This is a genomic window from Pseudomonas mangiferae (assembly GCF_007109405.1).
Classification (GTDB): Bacteria; Pseudomonadota; Gammaproteobacteria; order Pseudomonadales; family Pseudomonadaceae; genus Pseudomonas_T; species Pseudomonas_T mangiferae.
The window spans coordinates 1-18,115 of the sequence record NZ_VJOY01000030.1; the positions used below are offsets into that span (position 1 = coordinate 1).

Consider the following 18,115-nt stretch of genomic DNA (forward strand, 5'->3'; position numbering starts at 1 on the left):
GCCCCCGCCCACCCGCGTAGCCCGTCGCGCCTCGCCGGGAGGGTTCGCTGATGCTGCCGTTCCTGCTGTTCGCCTTCGTCGCCTCCATCACCCCCGGGCCGACCAACCTGCTGGTGCTCGGCACCGGCACTCGCCACGGCCCGCTGGCGGCGCTACCCCTGGTGATCGGCGCGGCCGGTGGCGCCGCGGCCATCGTGCTGGCCACCGGCATGGGCCTGGGCGACCTGCTGCTGCGCTACCCGGACGTGCAGCGGCTGATGGCCTGGGTCGGGGTGGCCTGGCTCACCTGGCTGGCCTGGCGGATCTTTTCCGCCCCGGCCACCGCGGTGACCCCGGAAGCGCCCACCGCGGCCCGCCGTCCCGGCTTCCTCGCTGGCGCGCTGCTGCAATTGGTGAACCCCAAGACCTGGATGATGGCCCTGGCGGTGGTCGGGGTGTTCGCCGGACCGGGCACGCAGCGGGCCGGCGACGTCCCGCAGCTGGCGGCGGCCTTCTTCCTGGTGGCCCTGCCCTGCCTGGGCGCCTGGGCCCTGCTGGGCGCCGGCGCCGCCAGCCTGTTCCGCTCGGCGCGGGCGATGAAGCGCTTCGAGCAGGCCATGGCCGTGCTGCTGTTCGCCTCCGCCTGGCTCAGCCTGCCCGCCTGAGGCGAGCGGCTACAGCCAGCCCAGCAGCCTGAACCAGGCGTAGTCCAGGGGCAGCAGCACCAGCGCGGTCAACGCTGCCAGCACCAGGCTCAGGCGCAGGGCATCGCGGAACGGAATCCGCCCCATGCCCATGGCCACCACGATGGGCGAGGCCTGGTACGGCAGCAGCGGCGTGGAAAAGCCCAGCACCTGGACCATCAGCACTGCCATCAGCGGCAGCCCGGTGGCCTGGGCCAGCGACTGGGCCAGGGGCGTGAACAGCGCCGGCACGCCGTTGGCGGTAACCACGAACCCCAGCAGCGTGGCGATCCCGGCGATGGCGGCGAAGCTGGCCATGGGCATGCCCGGGCCGAGGGGCACGACCCGCAGCAGGCCATCGCCGATCCACTGGCCAAGCCCGCTCTGGGCCACCAGCGCCGCCAGGCCGAGGATCGCCGCCACGTACAGCGCGGTGCGGTGGTTGACCTCCTTGCCGAATTCCTCGCCGCTGACGAAGCCGATCCGCGGCAGCAGGCAGAAGCAGGCGGCGGCCAGCCCCACCCAGGCCGGCGAGATGCCGTGCAGCGAGTCGGTGAACCACAGCCCTAGGGTCACCAGCAGGAGCAGCCCGAGGCGTTTTTCCGCGGCGCTCAGGGGTGTCGCCGGCTCCGCCTCGGCCCGCGTGTCCAGCCGGTCGCGGAACAGCAGGCACAGGCAGCCACCCAGCAGCAGCCCCTTGAGCACGCCCAGCACCGGCAGGTGCAGCAGCAGGTACGGCAGGTAGGCCAGGTGCAGGCCGTAGGCCGACTCGATGGCGCCGGCCATCACCAGGTTGGGCACGTTGGCCGGCAGGATCGAGGCCGACAGCTGGAAGGTGCCGAAGCCCACCGCCAGGGCCAGGGCGATGCGCCCGGGACGCCCCTCGCCGAGCCCGGTGCGGTCCGCCAGGGCCAGGACGATGGGCATCAGCAGGGCAATGCGCCCCATGTTGGAGGGCATGACGAAGGCCAGCGCGTAGCTCAGCCCGACCACGCCGAACACCATGCGCCCATAGGAGGCGGACAGCCAGGGCGCCAGCATGCGCGCGCCGCGGTCGGCCAGGCCGGTCTTGCGGATGGCGATGCCGATGACGTAGCCGCTGAGCACCAGCCAGAAGGCGGTGGAGGCGAAACCGGAGAAGATCAGGGCGGCGTCCGCCACCTTGAGCACCATGGCCACGCTGAAGAACAGCAGGGCGGTGAGGTATTCCGGCAGGCGGGCGGTGGCCCAGAGGCCGATGGTCACGGCCACCAGGGCCGCGGTGAGGGCGAGGGATGCATCCATTCGAGGGGTTTCCTTGATCGGGCGAACGCGTGCCGGGGACGGCGGGCAGATAGATACCCTGTGGAAACCCGTTCGGCCAGCCCCTTGCACCGATTCGGGGCAAAAATCGTCCTTTGCGTACGTCTCTCGGGTAACCGGACCGCGGGAACACGCACCCTGGCGATGGCGCACGCACGGAGGTCAGTGCCTGGCCTAGGAGGCCTGGACGACGCGCTTCGCGGGTTGCCATCGGCGCTGGCCGCTCGGCTGGGTGGCGTTCCCCCGGGATTTCGCTGCGGGCGAATCGGCGCCCTCTTTCCCTGGCAGGGCGCGGCTTCGGCGCACCGCGCGGGAAATACAGGTCCACACAAACCCGTTCTGCTCCACGGCCAGCCAGGACATCGTGCAAGCCACTGGGGCGCTGGACGCCTCGTTTGGGGCCCGTCCTTCGGCATCCCCCCGCCGGTTGCAGCACACTCCCGGCGGCTTTCCCAAAGGCCTGGAGCGAAGTCCGCCGCCAAAGCGCGGCTGGATGACGAGATCGGCGGAGCCCCATGGGATCCCGCCTCGACGCACCTACCGAGGCAGCCGACCGAACGGCCTTGTCCAGGCAGGCTCATTCAGTCGCTCGACTGAAAACGGCTTATCTGGGTGGTTCCAGATGGACAGCGCGTCTGTCTGGCCTACTTGAGCGGCCCCACCTAGGCGGCCCCACCTAAGCAGCGGCACGGGCCCCTGCCTGGGCGATCGCATCTAAGCGATCCTGCCTCGGCGGTCCTGTGCAGCGATCAACGGTGGCGCGAGCCCTAGGTGCTGTACGAAAAGTGCCTGCGCTCGGTGATGCTGCGTTAAAAACAGGCTCAGACTGCTCATTTACAGCACGTAAACGCCGCTTCTTCGCCTGTTTTTGCCTTGCCTGACCTTCGCTCGACGACTTTTCGTACGGCACCTAGTGGAAGTCCCGGCTGCGCACGTCCAGGCCGGTGAGCAGCGGGGTGAGGTCGCTGAGGCGGCCGGCGATCAGGTGGCGCACGTCGCCGGCCTGTTCCAGGCGACCGTCCACCCGCAGCAGCCGGGCGCCCACCAGCACCTTCCGCTGACGCTCGGCCAGGTCGTGCCAGACCACCACGTTGACCATTCCGTGCTCGTCCTCCAGGGTCACGAACACCACGCCGCTGGCGGTCTGTGGCCGCTGTCGGCCGATCACCAGGCCGGCGAGGCTGACCGGGCGGCCGTGCTCGAGCCCGGCCAGTTCCCGGGAGTCGCGGCAGCGTCGGGCGCGCAACTGGGCACGCAACAGGGCCAGGGGGTGGGGGCCGAGGGTGGTGCCCAGCAGGGCGTAGTCGGCCTGCAGGTCCTCGCCGGGGCTGGGCAACGGCAGGGCCACCGGCGCCTCGGCCTGGGCCGGCTGGGCGGCGAACAGCGGCAGTTGCGGTTCGATGCCGGCCACCGCCCAGCGCGCCCGGTGGCGATGGCCGGCGAGGCCGCGCAGCGCCCCGGCATCCGCCAGGCGCGCGCAGGTACGCGGCTCCAGGCCGGCGCGCCGGGCGAGGTCGGCGACGTCGGCGAACGCCGCGCCGGCGCGCGCCCGCTCCAGGCGCCGGGCGGCCTCCTCGGGCAGCCCGGCGATCAACCGCAGCCCCAGGCGGATCGCCGGCTGGCCTGGCCCTTCCCCCTCCAGGCTGCAGTCCCAGTCGCTGAAGCGCACGTCCACCGGCAGGGTCTGGATGCCATGGCGGCGAACGTCCTGCAGCAACTGGTCGGGGCTGTAGAAGCCCATGGGCCAGCTGTTGATCAGGGCGCAGGCGTAGGCCGCCGGCTCGTGGCATTTCAGCCAGCTGCTGGCGTAGGTCAACAGGGCGAAGCTGGCAGCGTGGGATTCGGGGAAGCCATAGCTGCCGAAGCCCTTGATCTGCTCGAAGATGCGCGCGGCGAAGTCCTCGCTGTAATTATTCGCCAGCATGCCCGCGATGAGGCGCTGGCGATGGGGCTCCAGGCCGCCATGGCGCTTCCAGGCGGCCATGGAGCGGCGCAGCTGGTCGGCCTCCCCCGGGCTGTAGCCGGCCGCCTTGATGGCCAGCTCCATCACCTGCTCTTGGAACAGCGGCACACCCAGGGTGCGCTCGAAGACTTCCTTGAGGCGGTCGTCCGGATAGTCCACCTTTTCCTTCTTGTCACGCCGGCGCAGGTAGGGGTGGACCATGTCGCCCTGGATCGGCCCGGGCCGGACGATGGCCACCTCGATCACCAGGTCGTAGAAGGTCTTCGGCTTGAGCCGCGGCAGCATTGCCATCTGCGCCCGCGACTCGATCTGGAACACCCCGATGGTGTCGGCCCGGGCGATCATCGCGTAGGTCGCCGGGTCTTCCCGGGGAATCGTCGCCAGGGTCAGCATGCGGCCGCGGTAGCGGCTCAGCAGGTCGAAGCAACGGCGCAGGGCGCTGAGCATGCCCAGGGCGAGCACGTCCACCTTGAGCAGGCCTACCAGGTCCAGGTCGTCCTTGTCCCACTGGATGATGGTGCGCTCAGCCATGGCCGCGTTCTCCACCGGCACCAGGGTCTCCAGGGGCTGCTCGGAGATCACGAAGCCGCCGGGGTGCTGGGACAGGTAGCGGGGGAAGCCGATCAGTTCGCCGGTGAGGGCCAGCACCCGGCGCAGCACCGGGCTGTCCGGGTCGAAGCCGTATTCCCGCAAGCGCTCCGGCGGCGGCACGCTGTGGCTCCAGCGGCCGCAGCATTCGGCCAGGGCGTCGATCTGGTCCGGCGGCAGGCCGAGGGCGCGGGCCACGTCGCGCACCGCGCCGGCGCCATGGTAGGTGCTGACCACCGCAGTGAGGGCCGCCCGGCTGCGGCCGTAGCGGCGGAACACGTACTGGATGACCTCCTCGCGGCGCTCGTGCTCGAAATCCACGTCGATGTCCGGCGGCTCGTTGCGCTCCCTGGACAGGAAGCGCTCGAACAGCAGCTTGGAGTCCTGGGGGTCCAGCTCGGTGATGCCCAGGGCGAAGCACACCGTGGAGTTGGCCGCCGAGCCGCGCCCCTGGCAGAGGATGCGTTGCGCGCGGGCGTAGTGGACGATGTCGTGGACGGTAAGGAAATAGCTCTCGTAGCGCATCTCCGCGATCAGCCTCAGTTCCCTGACGATCTGGCGGCGAACCTTGAAGGGCGTGCCCTGGGGCCAGCGCCAGGCCATGCCCTTCAAGGTGAGCTGACGCAGCCAACCCGTGGGGGTCTGGCCGGCCGGCACCAGTTCCTGGGGGTACTGGTAGCGCAGTTGCCCCAGGTCGAAGCGGCAACGCTCGGCGATGCGCAGGGTTTCCTCCAGCAGGGCGGGCGGGTAGCGCTCGGCCAGGGCCGCCAACGGGCGCAGGTAGCGCTCGCCGTTGGGGAAGAGGTGCGCCCCGGCCTCGGCCACCGGCAGGTGGTGGCGCAGCGCGGTCAGGGTGTCCTGCAGGGCACGGCGCCCGCGGGCGTGCATGTGCACGTCGCCGCAGGCCACCGCCGGGATGCCGAGGCCGGCGGCCAGGGCCTGCAGGCGGGCCAGGCGCCGGTCGTCGTCGGGACCGCGGTGCAGCCCCACCGCCAGCCACAGGCGCCCGGCGAAGGCCTCGCACAGCCAGCCGGCGGCGGCCGGGTCGGCATCCTCCTCGGCCACCCACAAGGCCAGCAGGCCGGGCGGCGCCACAGCCAGGTCGTCTCGGCGCAATTGGTAGTGCCCCTTGGCCGAGCGCCGGCGCGCCCGGGTGATCAGCCCGCAGAGCGCCTGGTAGCCGCCCAGGTTTTCCGCCAGCAGCACCAGGGTGGGGCCGTCCTCCAGGCGTATCTCGCTGCCGACGATCAGCGGCAGGCCGGTTTCCCGCGAGGCCTGCCAGGCCCGCACGATGCCGGCCAGGGTGCACTCGTCGGTGATGGCCAGGGCGCGATAGCCATGGTGGGCGGCGCGGCGGAACAGTTCGGAGGCGCTGGAGGCGCCCCGCTGGAAGCTGAAGTTGGACAGGCAGTGCAGCTCGGCGTAGGCGCTGCTCATGCGAACCACCCGTGCAGCCACAGCGGGCCGCCCTCACCCACCGTGCGGTAGACCCAGGCGCGCTGACCGCCGCGGGTTTCCACGCAGTAGTAGTCGCGGCGCACGTCGCCGCCGTCCCACCAGCCGGACTCGACCCGTTCCGGCCCGGCGAGCACCCGCGGCGCCGGGCCCCGCAAGGGAACCGGTTCGCGCAGCAGCCAGCCCGGGCGCATCGCCTGCGCCAGTTGCGGCGGCCGCGTACCCTCCTCGCCCAGGCGCCAGGCCTGCTCCGGGCGGGGGTCGGCGCGGGCCTGCAGCACTTGCACCGCGTCGTCCCCCAGTCGCGCCCGCAGGCGCTCGCGCACCTGTTCCCAGGGCAGGGACTGCTGCGGGCGGTCGTCGAACAGCTCGCGGCGCTGGGGCACGAAGGCCGGCAGGTCCTTGGCCAGCAGCCGCATCGCCAGCACCGGCGCGGGCACCTGCAGTTGCTCCAGGCGGCCCCGGGCCAGCTCGAACAGCATGGCCGCCTCGCGCTCGGCGCTCAGCAGCCCCACCGGGACCCGGGTGGGCGCGCCGTTGCGGTGCTCCAGGTCCAGCACGAAGCGCTGCACGCCGCTGTCGCGCCCGGCGAGGAACGCGGCCAGGTCGGCGGTCAGCCGGCGCAGGGGGAACAGCAGCGCCTGGTGGGATTCCACCTCGAAGTTCAGTTCCACCCGCCCGTCGAAGCGGTCCGGCGGCGTGTAGCAGTCCAGCGCCAGGGCGCGGCGGCCCAGCAGCGTGTCCAGGTGCTGCAGCACGGTGGCCGGGAAGCGCCGCGCCACGCTGTCCCGGGGCATCGCCAGGACCTGCCCGAGGGTGCGCAGGCCCATGCGCTGAAAGGCGCTGGCGGATTCCCGGTCGAGGCCGCTGCGCTCCACCGTCAGCCCGCCGAGGCAGGCCTGCAGCGCCTTCTGGCTGTCCAGGGCGAGGCCGTCGTAGACGTTGACCAGGGCCCGGGCCGCCGCCGGATGGGGCGCTGCCACGATGCGGTGGCGAAAGCCCAGGGCCGTGAGTTCCTGCCGCAAGCGCGCCTCGAACCCGGGCCAGGGGCCGAACAGGCCGAGGCTGGACTGCACCTCCAGCAGCACGGCGCGGGGGTAATGCAGGCTGACCTGGGAGCTGAAGCGATAGGCCCAGGCGGCCAGGAAGCGTTGCCAGCGCTCGATATCGGCCGGGTCGTAGTCGGCGGTGGCAAAATCCCGGGTCAGGGCATGGGCCGCCGCCAGGGCCTGCCCGCGGCGCAGGCCGAGGGCCCTGGCGGCCGGGTTGAGCGCCTGCAACACACGCCGCTGCGGCGTGCCGGCCAGCAACGCCAGGGGCCGCTCGGGCTCGACCCTGCGGCGCAGCACGGCATCCAGCGCCAGTTGCGGGAAGAGGATGCAGGCCCAGCGCATGGCGGTTCAGCCGGCCGCCAGCGGGATGGCCCAGTCCGGGGCGACGCCGCCCCGACACTTGAGCACCCGGACCCGGCCCGGCGCTTCCAGCAGCAGGCGCAGCGCCGCCGGCGACGGGTTGAACGCGTCGTGGCTGGCGCGGTAGGCGAAGGCCAGGGTCTGGCCGGTCTCGGCCGCCACCTGCAGGCGCCGCAGCGCCCGGTCGTCCACCGCCCCCGGCCAGCACAGCACGGCGCCGCAACTGCCCGAGCGCAAACACTGCTCGGCAGCCCAGAGCACGTCGCGGCCGCTCGCCTGCACCAGCACCAGCCCGCGCAGGTCGACCCCGGCCGCCAGCCAGGCCGGGGGAAACGGGATGTGGGGCGGTGCCACCAGCGCCACCCGCTCGCCCGCGGCGCTCAGGCGCGCCAGGGTCGGCCAGAGCACCTGCAATTCGCCCACCCCGGCGGCCGGCAACAGGACTTCGCTGAGGGCCGCGTCGGGCCAGCCGCCCCCGGGCAGCAGCGCATCCAGGGCCGCATGGCCGGTGGGCTGGGCGCTGCTCGCCCGCCCCAGGGCGCGCCCCTTCCACAGGCGGCGCTCGTCCAGCAGGGCATCCAGCGCCACCACGTTGCCGTTCATGGACGCGACATTCCGCGAATCCGGCGCTGAGCGGATGGGTAAGAAACGGAGTGGGGTAATGGCGTTTTCATACTGTACATTTGTACAGCAAGCGAAACGGCCTTGCCAGTGACGGCGGACGAACGCACCGCTGGACAGTCGCCACGCTCGCCAGGAACAGGGGCAGGCGCTTCAGATGGAGAGTGCAAGGTTCTGGAGAGGATCGCCTCCGTCTCCCTGAGCCGGTCTCTTCTCCCTGAAGCGCTGCCACCGCGCGGGAGCGATGCACGCCAGCGAGCGCCCCTAGCGATGCAGGGGCGCCATCGCCTCCGCTGTCAGGCGCCGGACTGCCGTTCCAGGAAGCGGTAGAGCCGGTCGTCCAGGGAATGGGCGACGTTGAAGCGCAGCCAGGGCACCGGTCGTGCGTCGGGCATGAACAACTGTCCCGGCGCCAGCAGGATCTTCTCCTCCTTGGCCCGGGTGGCCAGCGCGGTGGCGTCCTCCAGGGTGCGGTGGCGGGCCCAGAGGAACAGCCCGGCGCCGGGCTCGACGAACACTTCCAGGCCGACCTCCTCCAGGCGCCGGGCCACCTGCTCGTGAGCCCGCGCCAGGTTGTCCTGCACCTGCTTGACGTGCTTGCGGTGCCGCCCCTGCAGCAACACGTCTAGGGCCAGCTCGCCGGTGATCTCCGAACTGGTCAGGCCGCTGGCCATCTTCAGGGGCACCAGTTCGTCGATCAGGTCCCGGTGGGCGGCGACGAAGCCCACCCGCAGCGCCGGGGCGATGGCCTTGGACAGGCTGCCGATGTAGATCACCCGGGACAGCTGGTCCATGCCGGCCAGGGCCTGCCGGCCGTCCGGGTCGAGGTCGGCGTAGATGTCGTTCTCGACGATCAGGAAATCATGGCGCTCCGCCAGTTGCAGCAACCGGTGGGCCACCGCCAGGGACAGGCTACTGCCGGTGGGGCACTGCAGGCGGGTGTTGGTGAAGAACACCTTGGGCCGATGGCGCTGCAGGGCTTCCTCCAGCGCCGCCAGGTCCAGCCCGTCGCGGGTCCGCGGGATGCCCACCAGCCGCGCGCCCTGCAGGCGCAGGTTGAGGAACAGGTTGTGGTAGCCCGGCTCGTCCACCAGCACCGTGTCGCCACGCTGCACCAGGTAACGCGAGACCAGGTCCAGGGCCTGGCTGGCGCCGCTGGTGAGCATCAGGTGGTCGGGCGAGGCGGCGATCCGCGCATCCCCCAGCTTGTCCGCCAGGCGGCCGCGCAGGCGCACGTCGCCCTTGGTGGGCCCGTAGCCGGAGAAGCGGCTCGGGTCGGCCCGGCCCAGGGCGCGCAGGCTGCGCTGCAAGCCGTCGTGGTCGGTCCATTCCTCCGGCAGCAGGCCGATCCCGGGGCGCAGTTCCATGCCCAGGGGCTGGAACACCTTGTGCAGCAGCAACTGGGCGTCGAAGTCGAATTCCGCGCGCTCCGCCTCATCGGCCGGCGGCTCCGGCGGGGTCTCGCCGCCCTGGCCGCGCACGTAGAAGCCGGCGTTGCGCTGGGCCGTCAGGTGGCCCAAGGCAACCAGCCGGTCGTAGGCCTCCACCACGGTGAAATGGCTGACGCCATGGGTCTGGGCGAACTTGCGGATCGACGGCAGCTTGCTGCCGGGGCGCAGCCGCTGCTCGCCGATGGCCTGGCCGATGCCAGCGACGATCTGGCCGACCAGGGGGGTGTCCGAGGCGGGGTCGAGAAACAGCATGAGGGCGTCCATCATCGGGAAAGGGATCGGCGGGTGTACCGGTGAAACCACCATAACAGCCCTGCCGGTCGGGAACGCTCCCTGTGCATGGCGAGGGGTACGGCGCCTGCTGCAAGCTCGTGTCGTCGGGCGGGTGCGGCATTTGCGCGCAGCCACCGGCCTTCCATCGGCCTGACCACATCACAAGAAAAGGACGTGCCCATGCGCGCACCAGCTTACCCCATCGACCGCGAGCAGATTTCCCCCGAGGAGTGGGAGACGCGCTGCGACCTGGCCGGCCTCTACCGGCTGGTGGCGCACTTCCGCATGACCGACCTGATCGACACCCACATCTCGGCGCGGGTGCCCAACGAGCCGGACCATTTCCTGATCAACCGCTACGGCGTGCTGTTCCACGAGATGCGTGCCTCCGACTTGGTCAAGGTGGATCACGACGGCCACGTGGTGGACCCGCGCCTGGGCCCGGACAGCGTCAACCGCGCGGGCTTCAACATCCATTCGGCGATCCATGCCGCGCGCCCGGACGTCAATTGCGTGGTGCACACCCACACCGCGGCGGGCATCGCGGTGTCCGCCCAGGAAGACGGCCTGCTGCCCATCAGCCAGCACGCCCTGAAGTACTACCGGCGGCTGGGCTACCACGACTACGAGGGCATCGCCCTGAACCCGGACGAACGCAGCCGCCTGGTCCGCGACCTGGGCAGCCACCAGGCGATGATCCTGCGCAACCATGGCCTGCTGGCGGTGGGAGGCTCGGTGGCCGAAGCCTTCAATCAACTGTACTTCCTCGAGCGCGCCTGCCAGGCCCAGGTGCAGGCTTTAGCCGGCGGCCAGCCGTTGCGCTTCCCGCCCGAGGCGGTCTGCGAGCTCACCGCGCGCCAGTCCGAGGACGAGATCGTGCGCGACCTGCACCTGCTGGCCTGGGAGTCCGCCCTGCGCTTGATCGACGGCGAGGCCGACTACCGCTGCTGAACGCCCCTGGCCCGCCGGACGCGGGCCGCCAGTCGCCGGCCTGGGGTGCCGGCGGCGATGCCAGCCGGGCCCTGGAGCCCGGTGCCGGAACGGAACCCATTGCCCCGCACCGCCTGCGAGCCTGAATCTGCCAACAACAAGCATCCAAGAGGTAGACATGAAGAAGACATCCATCGCCACGGCACTGATCGCCGCCTGGCTGGCCTCCGGCCTGACCGAAGCTGCGGAAATCACCGTGATTTCCTTCGGCGGGACCAGCAAGGACGTGCAGACCGAAGCGTTCTACAAGCCGTTCGAGCGCAGCACCGGCAACAAGGTGCTGGCCGGCGAATACAACGGCGAAATGGGCAAGATCAAGGCCATGGTGGATACCCACAGCGTGACCTGGGACGTGGTCCAGGTGGAAGGCCCGGAGCTGCTGCGGGGCTGCGACGAGGGCCTGTTCGAGCAGCTGAACACCGCTGCCATCGGCCGCGAGGAAGACTTCGTGCCGGGCACCCTCAGCGAGTGCGGCGCCGGCCTGTTGGTCTGGTCCATGGCGATGGCCTACAACGCCGACCGCCTCAAGGAAGCCCCCACCGGCTGGACGGATTTCTGGGATACCCGCAAGTACCCCGGCAAGCGCGCCCTGCGCAAGGGCGCCAAGTACACCCTGGAAATCGCCCTGATGGCCGACGGCGTGCCCCGCGAGAACCTGTACAAGGAGCTCGCCACCTCCCAGGGTGTGGACCGCGCGTTCCGCAAGCTGGACGAGATCAAGCGTGACATCCAGTGGTGGGAGTCCGGCGCCCAGCCGATGCAGTTCCTCGCCAGCGGCGACGTGGTGATGAGCACCGCGTTCAACGGCCGGGTGTTCGCCGCCCAGCAGGAAGGCGCCAACATGGGTATCGTCTGGAACGGCAGCATCTACGCCATCGACTCCTGGGCGATCCCCAAGGGCAGCCGCAACAAGGCGGTCGCCGAGCAGTTCATCACCTTCTCCCTGCGCCCGGAACAGCAGAAGCTGCACACCGAGCGGCTGGCCTACGGCCCCACCAGCCCGGCCACGGCTTCGCTGCTGGACCCGAAACTGGCGGCGGCGCTTAACACCGCCAAGGACAACCTGGCGGTCTCGGTGCCCATCGACAACGCCTTCTGGGTGGAACACGGCGAAGAGCTGGAACAACGCTTCAACGCCTGGGTAGCCAAGAGCTAAAAGCTCCGGGTAGCTCCACCGGGTGGCTCCCCGCCAGGAGCCGCCCGACCGGCCGTACGCCGATCGACCAAACCAATCCATTTCACGCCGGGTCGCATCCCTTATCCCCCATGAGAAGGACGATGTGATGAAACCCCGTGCTCACCTGGCGCAAGCCCTCCTCGGCATCGGTATCGGTGCCGCCCTGTTGACCGCATGCAGCCATTCGCCGGACAAGCGTCCGGTGAGCCAGGAAGCGGTGAGCACTGCGAAACTGATGGTCCGTGCCGACCTGGACATGCAGGCGGTGCTGAACGCCCTCGCCAGCCTCGACCCGAAAGCCATCGAACGAATCTCGCCGAGCCAGGCGCGGCAGGAGCCGACCATCGCTGACGCGGTGAAGAAGGTCCTGCGGGCCAAGGACCGCAGCACCGACCCCAGCGTGCTGGTGCCGGGTGTGACCAGCACCGATCGCAGCATCCCGGGCGCCGTGGGCGAGCTGCAGGCCCGGGTCTACACGCCTGCTGGCCAGGGGCCCTTTCCGGTCATCGTCTATTTCCATGGGGGCGGCTGGGTGATCGCCGACCGCGACGTCTACGACGGCGGTGCCCGCGGCCTGGCCAAGCAAGCCAATGCGGTGGTGGTCTCGGTGGACTATCGCCGGGCCCCGGAGAACAAATTCCCCGCCGCCCACGAGGACGCGGCCGCCGCTTATGCCTGGGTCAGCAAGCATGCCGACAGCCTGAACGGCGATCCGACCCGACTGGCCCTGGCCGGCGAAAGCGCCGGGGGCAACCTGGCCGTGGCGACCGCCATCGCCGCCCGCGACAAGGGCCTAACCGCACCGCGCCATGTACTGGCGGTGTACCCGGTGGCGCAGACCCGCACCACCACCCCCAGCTACGAGAAATACGCCGACGCCAAGCCACTGAACCGCCCGATGATGCTCTGGTTCATTGCCAACGCCACGTCGGGGCCCACCGACCTGGAAGACCCGCGCATCGACCTGGTGAAGGCCGACCTCGCCGGCTTGCCGCCGGTCACCCTGATCAACGCGGAGATCGACCCCCTGACCGACGATGGCCAGCAGCTGCAGGCGGCCCTGCAGAAGGCCGGGGTCAGCGTCGAGCGCAAGGTCTACGAGGGCGTGACCCACGAGTTCTTCGGTACCGCCGCGGTGGTGAAGAAGGCCGAGGAGGCCCAGGCCTATGCCGGCCAGCGGTTGAAACAGGCACTGCGCTGAACCGCAACGGCCGCCCATGGGCGGCCGTTTTTCTATTGTCGGCGGAAAGCCGGCAGCATCCCGTCAGGTATTCAGGTGAGTGGCGAAGTGGGCCACCGCGCTCACCACCTTCTGCGCCCCGTCCTGGATTTCCACGATCTTCGAGCCCGCCTCGTTGGCCAAGCCGAGCCCCTCCTCCGCCTGGTGTTTGCTGCTGGCCATGCTGGAGACGGCCGCCTGGGCCAGTTGCTGGTTCTGCTGCACCACCCCGACGATTTCCTCGGTGGCCTCGCTGGTCCGCCCCGCCAGCTGGCGCACCTCGTCGGCCACCACGGCAAAACCGCGCCCCTGCTCGCCGGCCCGCGCCGCCTCGATGGCGGCATTCAGGGCCAGCAGGTTGGTCTGGGCGGCGATGCCGCTGATGGTCTTGACGATTGAGCTGATCACCAGGGACTGCTTGCCCAGGGCCTCGATGCCGTTGGACGCCTCCTGCAGGTCCTGGGCGATCTGGCGCATCACCTGGACCGTCTGCTGCACCACCTCGGCGCCCTTCTGGGCGCTGACGTCGGTCTTCTGGGAAATGTCGAAGGCGATGGCGGCCGCCTCGGACACGGAACGCTCCTGGTTGACCTGGTCGGTCACCACGGTGGCGAACTTGACCACCTTGTACAGTTCGCCACGGGGGTTCACCACCGGGTTGTAGGACGCCTCCAGCCAGACCTCCCGGCCATGGCGGTCGATTCGACGAAAGCGGCTGGCCACGTATTCGCCCCGCCGCAGGCGGTTCCAGAACGCTTCGTATGCGGGGGCGTTGTACTCCTCGGGGAAGCAGAACATCCGGTGGTGCTTGCCCTTTATCTGATCCAGCGAGTAGCCCATGCCGTGCAGGAAGAGGTCGTTGGCGGTGATCACCTCGCCGTTGAGGTTGAACTCGATCACCGCGGTGGAGCGCAGCAGCGCCTTGATCACGCTCTCGTACTCGGTGGCGCTCTCCACCGTCTCGGTGACGTCGCTGGCGAAGCACAGGGTCTTGTAGACCTGGCCCTCCTCGTTCTTCACCGGCTGCCAGACCGCCCGCAGCCAGGCCTCGTGGCCATCGCTGCGCAGCAGCCGGTAGTGCCCGCTGATATGGGTGCCGCGGGCGATGGCTGCCTTGAGGCCGCGGTAGCACTCCAGCTTCTTCACGTAGTCCGCGATGATGTTGTCGAGCGGCTGGCCCTCCAGCTCACCGCGCCGGTAACCCATGGCGTCCAGGAATTTCTGGTTGACCGACAGGACGCGGCCCTCCCCGTCGAGGGCCAGGGAAAGGGTCTCGTTCTCCAGCGCGTCCCGAAGCTGGCGACTTTCTGCACTCTCGGCCCGCAGTTGCGCCAGCTCCTGCTTGAGAGCGGAATTGAACATGCGATCACCTCAATCCTTTTGCAGTGAATCCCTCATGGGTCGAGCCACTGGCGGCCCTGGAGCGGCGCGAGCAGCGAGATGGCCGTTTGCCGCCCTCCCTACCCATTAAAGATGCCGGCACCGGTTTCGCCACTTGGCGCGGACAGATGGAGCCGCTCCATGGCGCCACGGGTCCGCCGCGCCCAGGAGAATTCGTCTTCGATAGTGGCAAAATGCCCTGAACCTGTGCAATATCCTCAAGGACCGTCAGGACTTTATCGAATGGAATCCCCTCATGCCCTGGTCCTTCACACTGAGCCTCGACGAAACGACCTATCCGCTGGGCGTCGTCCAGCGCACCGTCTATGCCCTCGCCGACCGCCTCACCTGCCTGGTGGCCCAGCAACCCGGTCGCGTGTCGCTCGAAGTCATGCCCTTGCTCCTCGCAGGTGAGGGAGCGCCTTCCGCCGAGACGGCCAGAGCCCTGCTGTACCGGAACCTGAACGATTTCGCCCTGCGCGAGCGCATCCGCCTGGAGACCCAGGGGCTCTGCGAGTGGCTTGCGCGCACGGCCCTGAAGGAAGCGGGGCTCTGACATGACAGTCCTGCTGGCTACCGATGCCACCTACCGCCTGCTCCCTTTCCGTTTCATGCGCCTGGACGAAAGCGATCGTGGGCTTCTGCTCACGGCAGAAACGGGTGAATACCTGTTCCTGTCCGAGGCTCAGTTGGACCAGTTGGTGAATCGACGCCTGCCCCGCCACACGCCGCTCTATAAAGATCTGCTGGCGCGCCATTTCATCTACGAAATCGACGGCCATGATCCCCTCCCGGAAATGGCAGCCCAGTACCGCAGCCGGAAGAGCTTTCTGTTCGGCGGACCGGCGCTGCACCTGTTCGTGGTCACCTTGCGCTGTAACCACACCTGTCAGTACTGCCAGGTGTCCCGCGCCCCGCTGGGAGGCAGTGGCCACGACCTGTCGGCGGAGCATGCCCGGCATGCCGTGGACCGTCTGTTCGAATCCCCTTCGCCCGTGCTGACCGTGGAGTTCCAGGGCGGCGAACCTTTGCTGGCGTTCGATCGGGTGCGACAGATCGTGGAAGCGGTGCAGGCTCGCAATAGCGAGGAAAGGCGCAGCATCCGTTTCGTCATCAGTTCCACGCTTCACCATCTGGACGAGCAAGTCCTGGACTTCGCCCAGGAGCATGACATTCATTTTTCCACCTCCCTGGACGGGCCTGCCTTCCTCCACGACGCCAATCGCCCGACGCCGGAACGGGACGCCCATGCCAGGACCCTGGACGGTATCCGGCGCGTCCGCGAGCGCCTCGGCCATGAGGCGGTATCGGCGCTGACCACCTTGGCCGCACGGAGCCTGGAATACCCTGAGGCGATCATCGACGAATACGTCGAACAGCAGTTCGACAGCATCTCCCTGCGGCCCTTGAGCCCCTATGGGTTCGCCCATTCGTCACGCCAGCGGCTCGACTACCCGATGGCTCGCTACGTGGCCTTTTACAAGCAGGCGCTGGCGTACCTGATCACCCTCAACGGCCAGGGCATCCGCCTTTCCGAAGGGTATGCCAGCCTGCTGCTGACCCACATTCTCACGCCGTTCGCGTCCGGCTACGTCGACCTGCGCTCCCCTGCTGGCGCCGGCATTGGCGCGCTGGTCTACAACTACGACGGCGGGGTCTACCCTTCCGACGAGGCCCGTATGCTGCTGGAGATGGGCGAAGCGGGACTCAGGCTGGGAAGCGTCGAGCAGCCGCTGGAGACCCTGCTCCGCTCACCGGTGATGGGGCTACTGCTGTCCGCCGGTATCGCCGAGGGCCTGCCGGGCTGCGCCGATTGTGCGTTCGTGCCGTACTGCGGCGCCGATCCCATCGAGCACTATGCGCGGCAGAGCGATCCGGTCGGGCACCGCGCCTTCAGCGCGTTCTGCCAGAAGAATATGGCGTTGCTGCAGCATCTGTTTCGCCTCCTGCGGGACGGCGACGACCTCACCCAGCGGGTCTTGCTGTCCTGGCTGGCGCGACGCAGGCTCGCCGACCTCCCCGTCCCCGGTTATCGGGGGTGAACATGTTGGCCCTGAACACCCGCTTCGCCTCGCGCAACCTGACCACGCCGCGACTGTTCAAAGTACTGGCACCCGCCGAGTTGATCGCCCGGGGTCCCGCCGCTTGCGCAGGCGCTGCCGACTTCGACGACATCCTGCTCTGGCTCGGAGACAGCCCTGCTGCCCAGCGAGCGCAAATGAGCACCCTCGCAGTGGGTGGCTTCATCGATCCCCGGCAGGACGACCTGCCGGATACCGGCCGGGTACAGCTGACCCGAGCGGACGATCCCGAGGTGGTGCAGCCCGGCGACGTGATAGCGGTATCGCCGGACACCCCAGCGGTGCGGGTGCTCTACCGGCGTGGCGCCAACAGCAACCTGTTGTTCATGACCGATCGCTGCAACAGCCTGTGCCTGATGTGCTCGCAACCGCCGCGGGACGTCGACGATCGCTGGCATATCGAGGAAAACCTATGCCTGCTCGACCTGGTCGACCCGGGCGAGGAACACCTGGGTATCAGCGGCGGCGAGCCTACCCTCTACCGGGCAGGCCTGCTGGCCATCCTCGACAAGGCACGCCAGGTGATTCCCGAAAAACACCTGCATATCCTCAGCAATGGCCGGGCGCTGGCGGACCCGGGCTGGGGAGCGGAGCTGGCGCGAGTGAACCACCCCGGCTGCACCTGGGGCATACCGCTGTATGCCGACAACGCCGCAGATCACGATCATGTAGTGCAGGCATCGGGAGCCTTCAGCGAAACCCTGCGCGGGCTCTATGCCCTGGCCAGGGCGGAGCAGTCCGTGGAGATTCGTGTGGTGCTGAGCCGGCTGACGGTGCCCAGGTTGCCCCAGCTGGCGCATTTCATCTTCCGCAACCTGCCCTTTGTCCGCCATGTCGCCTTCATGGGCCTGGAAAGCACGGGGCTGGCCCGCAAGCACCATGAAGCGCTGTGGATCGATCCGCTGGACTATCAGGCGCCGCTGGGGGAAGCCTGTCACTTCCTGGATATCCGCGGCATGGCCAGCTCCCTCTACAACCTGCCGCTATGCGTGCTGGAACCTTCCCTCGCGCCGTTCTATCGCCGCAGCATTTCCGACTGGAAGAATCGCTTCATCGACACCTGCCAGGGTTGTGCTGCCACCACAGCCTGCGGCGGCTTCTTCAAGTCCCATTCGCCCCGCTGGGAAAGCCGCGGCATCCGCCCCCTGAAAGCCGCCGAACTCGCCCGCTACACAGGAGTATCCCCATGAAATTACTGGAACGCTGGAACAGGCTTCTGGGCCAGGTCATGACGCTGATACCCGCGATGAGCACCGCTCTCGCCGAGGCGAACCCTGCGCCCCAGGGACATCCGCTCTGGCGGGAGGCACCCAGCGAGGCACCACCGGCCTTCCGCAATACCTTGAACGGGGAGGATGCGCTGAACCTGTATGCCGCCCATCGCTCCCATAGCTCGCACAGTTCTCACCGCTCTCATAGTTCCCACAGCTCCCACAGTTCGCACTACAGCGGCTCCGGGGGCTACAGCGCGCCCCGGGTGTATTCGCCACCTGACCCTGCCTACAGCACGCCCCGCTCCGAGCCGCTGTATGCCCCCCCAC

At 69.2% G+C, this 18,115-nt stretch carries 13 protein-coding genes and 2 pseudogenes; 8 read left to right on the forward strand and 7 right to left on the reverse strand.

The window, feature by feature from the left end:
• The first annotated feature begins 50 nt into the window (after window positions 1–50).
• Window positions 51–644: a LysE family translocator gene (locus tag FM069_RS21035; protein ID WP_143490371.1), complete on the forward strand. Its 594-nt coding sequence runs from the start codon at window positions 51–53 to the stop codon at window positions 642–644.
• 9 nt (window positions 645–653) lie between these two features.
• On the opposite strand, the gene FM069_RS21040 is transcribed toward FM069_RS21035, so the two are convergent.
• The 5 genes from FM069_RS21040 to FM069_RS21065 form a co-directional block, all read right to left on the reverse strand.
• Window positions 654–1,946 carry an SLC13 family permease gene (locus FM069_RS21040; protein WP_143490372.1) on the reverse strand — a complete coding sequence of 431 codons (1,293 nt, stop codon included), beginning with the start codon at window positions 1,944–1,946 and terminating at the stop codon, window positions 654–656.
• 928 nt (window positions 1,947–2,874) lie between these two features.
• Entirely contained in the window at window positions 2,875–5,973 is a 3,099-nt protein-coding gene (locus FM069_RS21050) for an error-prone DNA polymerase (protein ID WP_143490374.1), read from the reverse strand.
• Complete coding sequence (locus FM069_RS21055; RefSeq protein WP_143490375.1) at window positions 5,949–7,364, reverse strand: Y-family DNA polymerase; 1,416 nt, start codon at window positions 7,362–7,364, stop codon at window positions 5,949–5,951. Before FM069_RS21055 ends, FM069_RS21050 begins: the two co-directional genes overlap by 25 nt.
• Window positions 7,365–7,370: 6 nt before the next feature.
• Window positions 7,371–7,985, reverse strand: coding sequence for a translesion DNA synthesis-associated protein ImuA (gene imuA, locus FM069_RS21060; RefSeq protein WP_143490376.1), 615 nt, complete (start codon window positions 7,983–7,985; stop codon window positions 7,371–7,373).
• A gap of 314 nt (window positions 7,986–8,299) precedes the next feature.
• Window positions 8,300–9,706 carry an aminotransferase-like domain-containing protein gene (locus FM069_RS21065; RefSeq protein ID WP_143490377.1) on the reverse strand — a complete coding sequence of 469 codons (1,407 nt, stop codon included), beginning with the start codon at window positions 9,704–9,706 and terminating at the stop codon, window positions 8,300–8,302.
• 201 nt (window positions 9,707–9,907) lie between these two features.
• Here FM069_RS21065 and FM069_RS21070 point away from each other — a divergent pair, with 201 nt between their 5' ends.
• The 3 genes from FM069_RS21070 to FM069_RS21080 all read left to right on the forward strand — a co-directional run bounded on the left by FM069_RS21070 (window position 9,908) and on the right by FM069_RS21080 (window position 13,095).
• A complete protein-coding gene (locus FM069_RS21070; RefSeq protein WP_143490378.1) occupies window positions 9,908–10,678 on the forward strand; it encodes a class II aldolase/adducin family protein in 771 nt (256 codons plus the stop codon).
• 157 nt (window positions 10,679–10,835) lie between these two features.
• A complete protein-coding gene (locus FM069_RS21075; protein WP_143490379.1) occupies window positions 10,836–11,873 on the forward strand; it encodes an ABC transporter substrate-binding protein in 1,038 nt (345 codons plus the stop codon).
• A 127-nt stretch (window positions 11,874–12,000) separates the two neighbouring features.
• Window positions 12,001–13,095, forward strand: coding sequence for an alpha/beta hydrolase (locus FM069_RS21080; protein WP_143490380.1), 1,095 nt, complete (start codon window positions 12,001–12,003; stop codon window positions 13,093–13,095).
• A 63-nt stretch (window positions 13,096–13,158) separates the two neighbouring features.
• On the opposite strand, the gene FM069_RS22425 is transcribed toward FM069_RS21080, so the two are convergent.
• Both FM069_RS22425 and FM069_RS22430 read right to left on the reverse strand, forming a co-directional pair.
• Window positions 13,159–13,719 (reverse strand): methyl-accepting chemotaxis protein, encoded by a 561-nt coding sequence (locus tag FM069_RS22425; RefSeq protein WP_407681602.1) that lies wholly within the window; start codon window positions 13,717–13,719, stop codon window positions 13,159–13,161.
• A pseudogene (locus tag FM069_RS22430) lies at window positions 13,702–14,475 on the reverse strand (PAS domain-containing protein); the annotation flags it as partial. The pseudogene FM069_RS22430 and the gene FM069_RS22425, both read right to left, overlap by 18 nt.
• Before the next feature lie 274 nt (window positions 14,476–14,749).
• Between FM069_RS22430 and FM069_RS21090 the strand changes: the two are divergent.
• The 4 genes and pseudogenes from FM069_RS21090 to FM069_RS21755 form a co-directional block, all read left to right on the forward strand.
• Window positions 14,750–15,049: a His-Xaa-Ser system protein HxsD gene (locus tag FM069_RS21090; RefSeq protein WP_143490382.1), complete on the forward strand. Its 300-nt coding sequence runs from the start codon at window positions 14,750–14,752 to the stop codon at window positions 15,047–15,049.
• A gap of 1 nt (window position 15,050) precedes the next feature.
• Window positions 15,051–16,535: a His-Xaa-Ser system radical SAM maturase HxsB gene (hxsB, locus tag FM069_RS21095; RefSeq protein ID WP_143490383.1), complete on the forward strand. Its 1,485-nt coding sequence runs from the start codon at window positions 15,051–15,053 to the stop codon at window positions 16,533–16,535.
• 2 nt (window positions 16,536–16,537) lie between these two features.
• On the forward strand, window positions 16,538–17,764 hold the full coding sequence (hxsC, locus tag FM069_RS21100; protein ID WP_143490384.1) for a His-Xaa-Ser system radical SAM maturase HxsC: 1,227 nt from the start codon (window positions 16,538–16,540) through the stop codon (window positions 17,762–17,764).
• Window positions 17,761–18,115: pseudogene (locus FM069_RS21755) on the forward strand (His-Xaa-Ser repeat protein HxsA); the annotation flags it as partial. The gene hxsC and the pseudogene FM069_RS21755, both read left to right, overlap by 4 nt.

Bases quoted from the DNA above. Each gene is read 5' to 3' on its own strand.
- FM069_RS21035 (WP_143490371.1), top strand. From the start codon at position 51: ATGCTGCCGTTCCTGCTGTTCGCCTTCGTCGCCTCCATCACCCCCGGG.
- FM069_RS21040 (WP_143490372.1), bottom strand. From the start codon at position 1,946: ATGGATGCATCCCTCGCCCTCACCGCGGCCCTGGTGGCCGTGACCATC.
- FM069_RS21055 (WP_143490375.1), bottom strand. From the start codon at position 7,364: ATGCGCTGGGCCTGCATCCTCTTCCCGCAACTGGCGCTGGATGCCGTG.
- imuA (WP_143490376.1), bottom strand. From the start codon at position 7,985: ATGAACGGCAACGTGGTGGCGCTGGATGCCCTGCTGGACGAGCGCCGC.
- FM069_RS21065 (WP_143490377.1), bottom strand. From the start codon at position 9,706: ATGCTGTTTCTCGACCCCGCCTCGGACACCCCCCTGGTCGGCCAGATC.
- FM069_RS21070 (WP_143490378.1), top strand. From the start codon at position 9,908: ATGCGCGCACCAGCTTACCCCATCGACCGCGAGCAGATTTCCCCCGAG.
- FM069_RS21075 (WP_143490379.1), top strand. From the start codon at position 10,836: ATGAAGAAGACATCCATCGCCACGGCACTGATCGCCGCCTGGCTGGCC.
- FM069_RS21080 (WP_143490380.1), top strand. From the start codon at position 12,001: ATGAAACCCCGTGCTCACCTGGCGCAAGCCCTCCTCGGCATCGGTATC.
- FM069_RS21090 (WP_143490382.1), top strand. From the start codon at position 14,750: ATGCCCTGGTCCTTCACACTGAGCCTCGACGAAACGACCTATCCGCTG.
- hxsB (WP_143490383.1), top strand. From the start codon at position 15,051: ATGACAGTCCTGCTGGCTACCGATGCCACCTACCGCCTGCTCCCTTTC.
- hxsC (WP_143490384.1), top strand. From the start codon at position 16,538: ATGTTGGCCCTGAACACCCGCTTCGCCTCGCGCAACCTGACCACGCCG.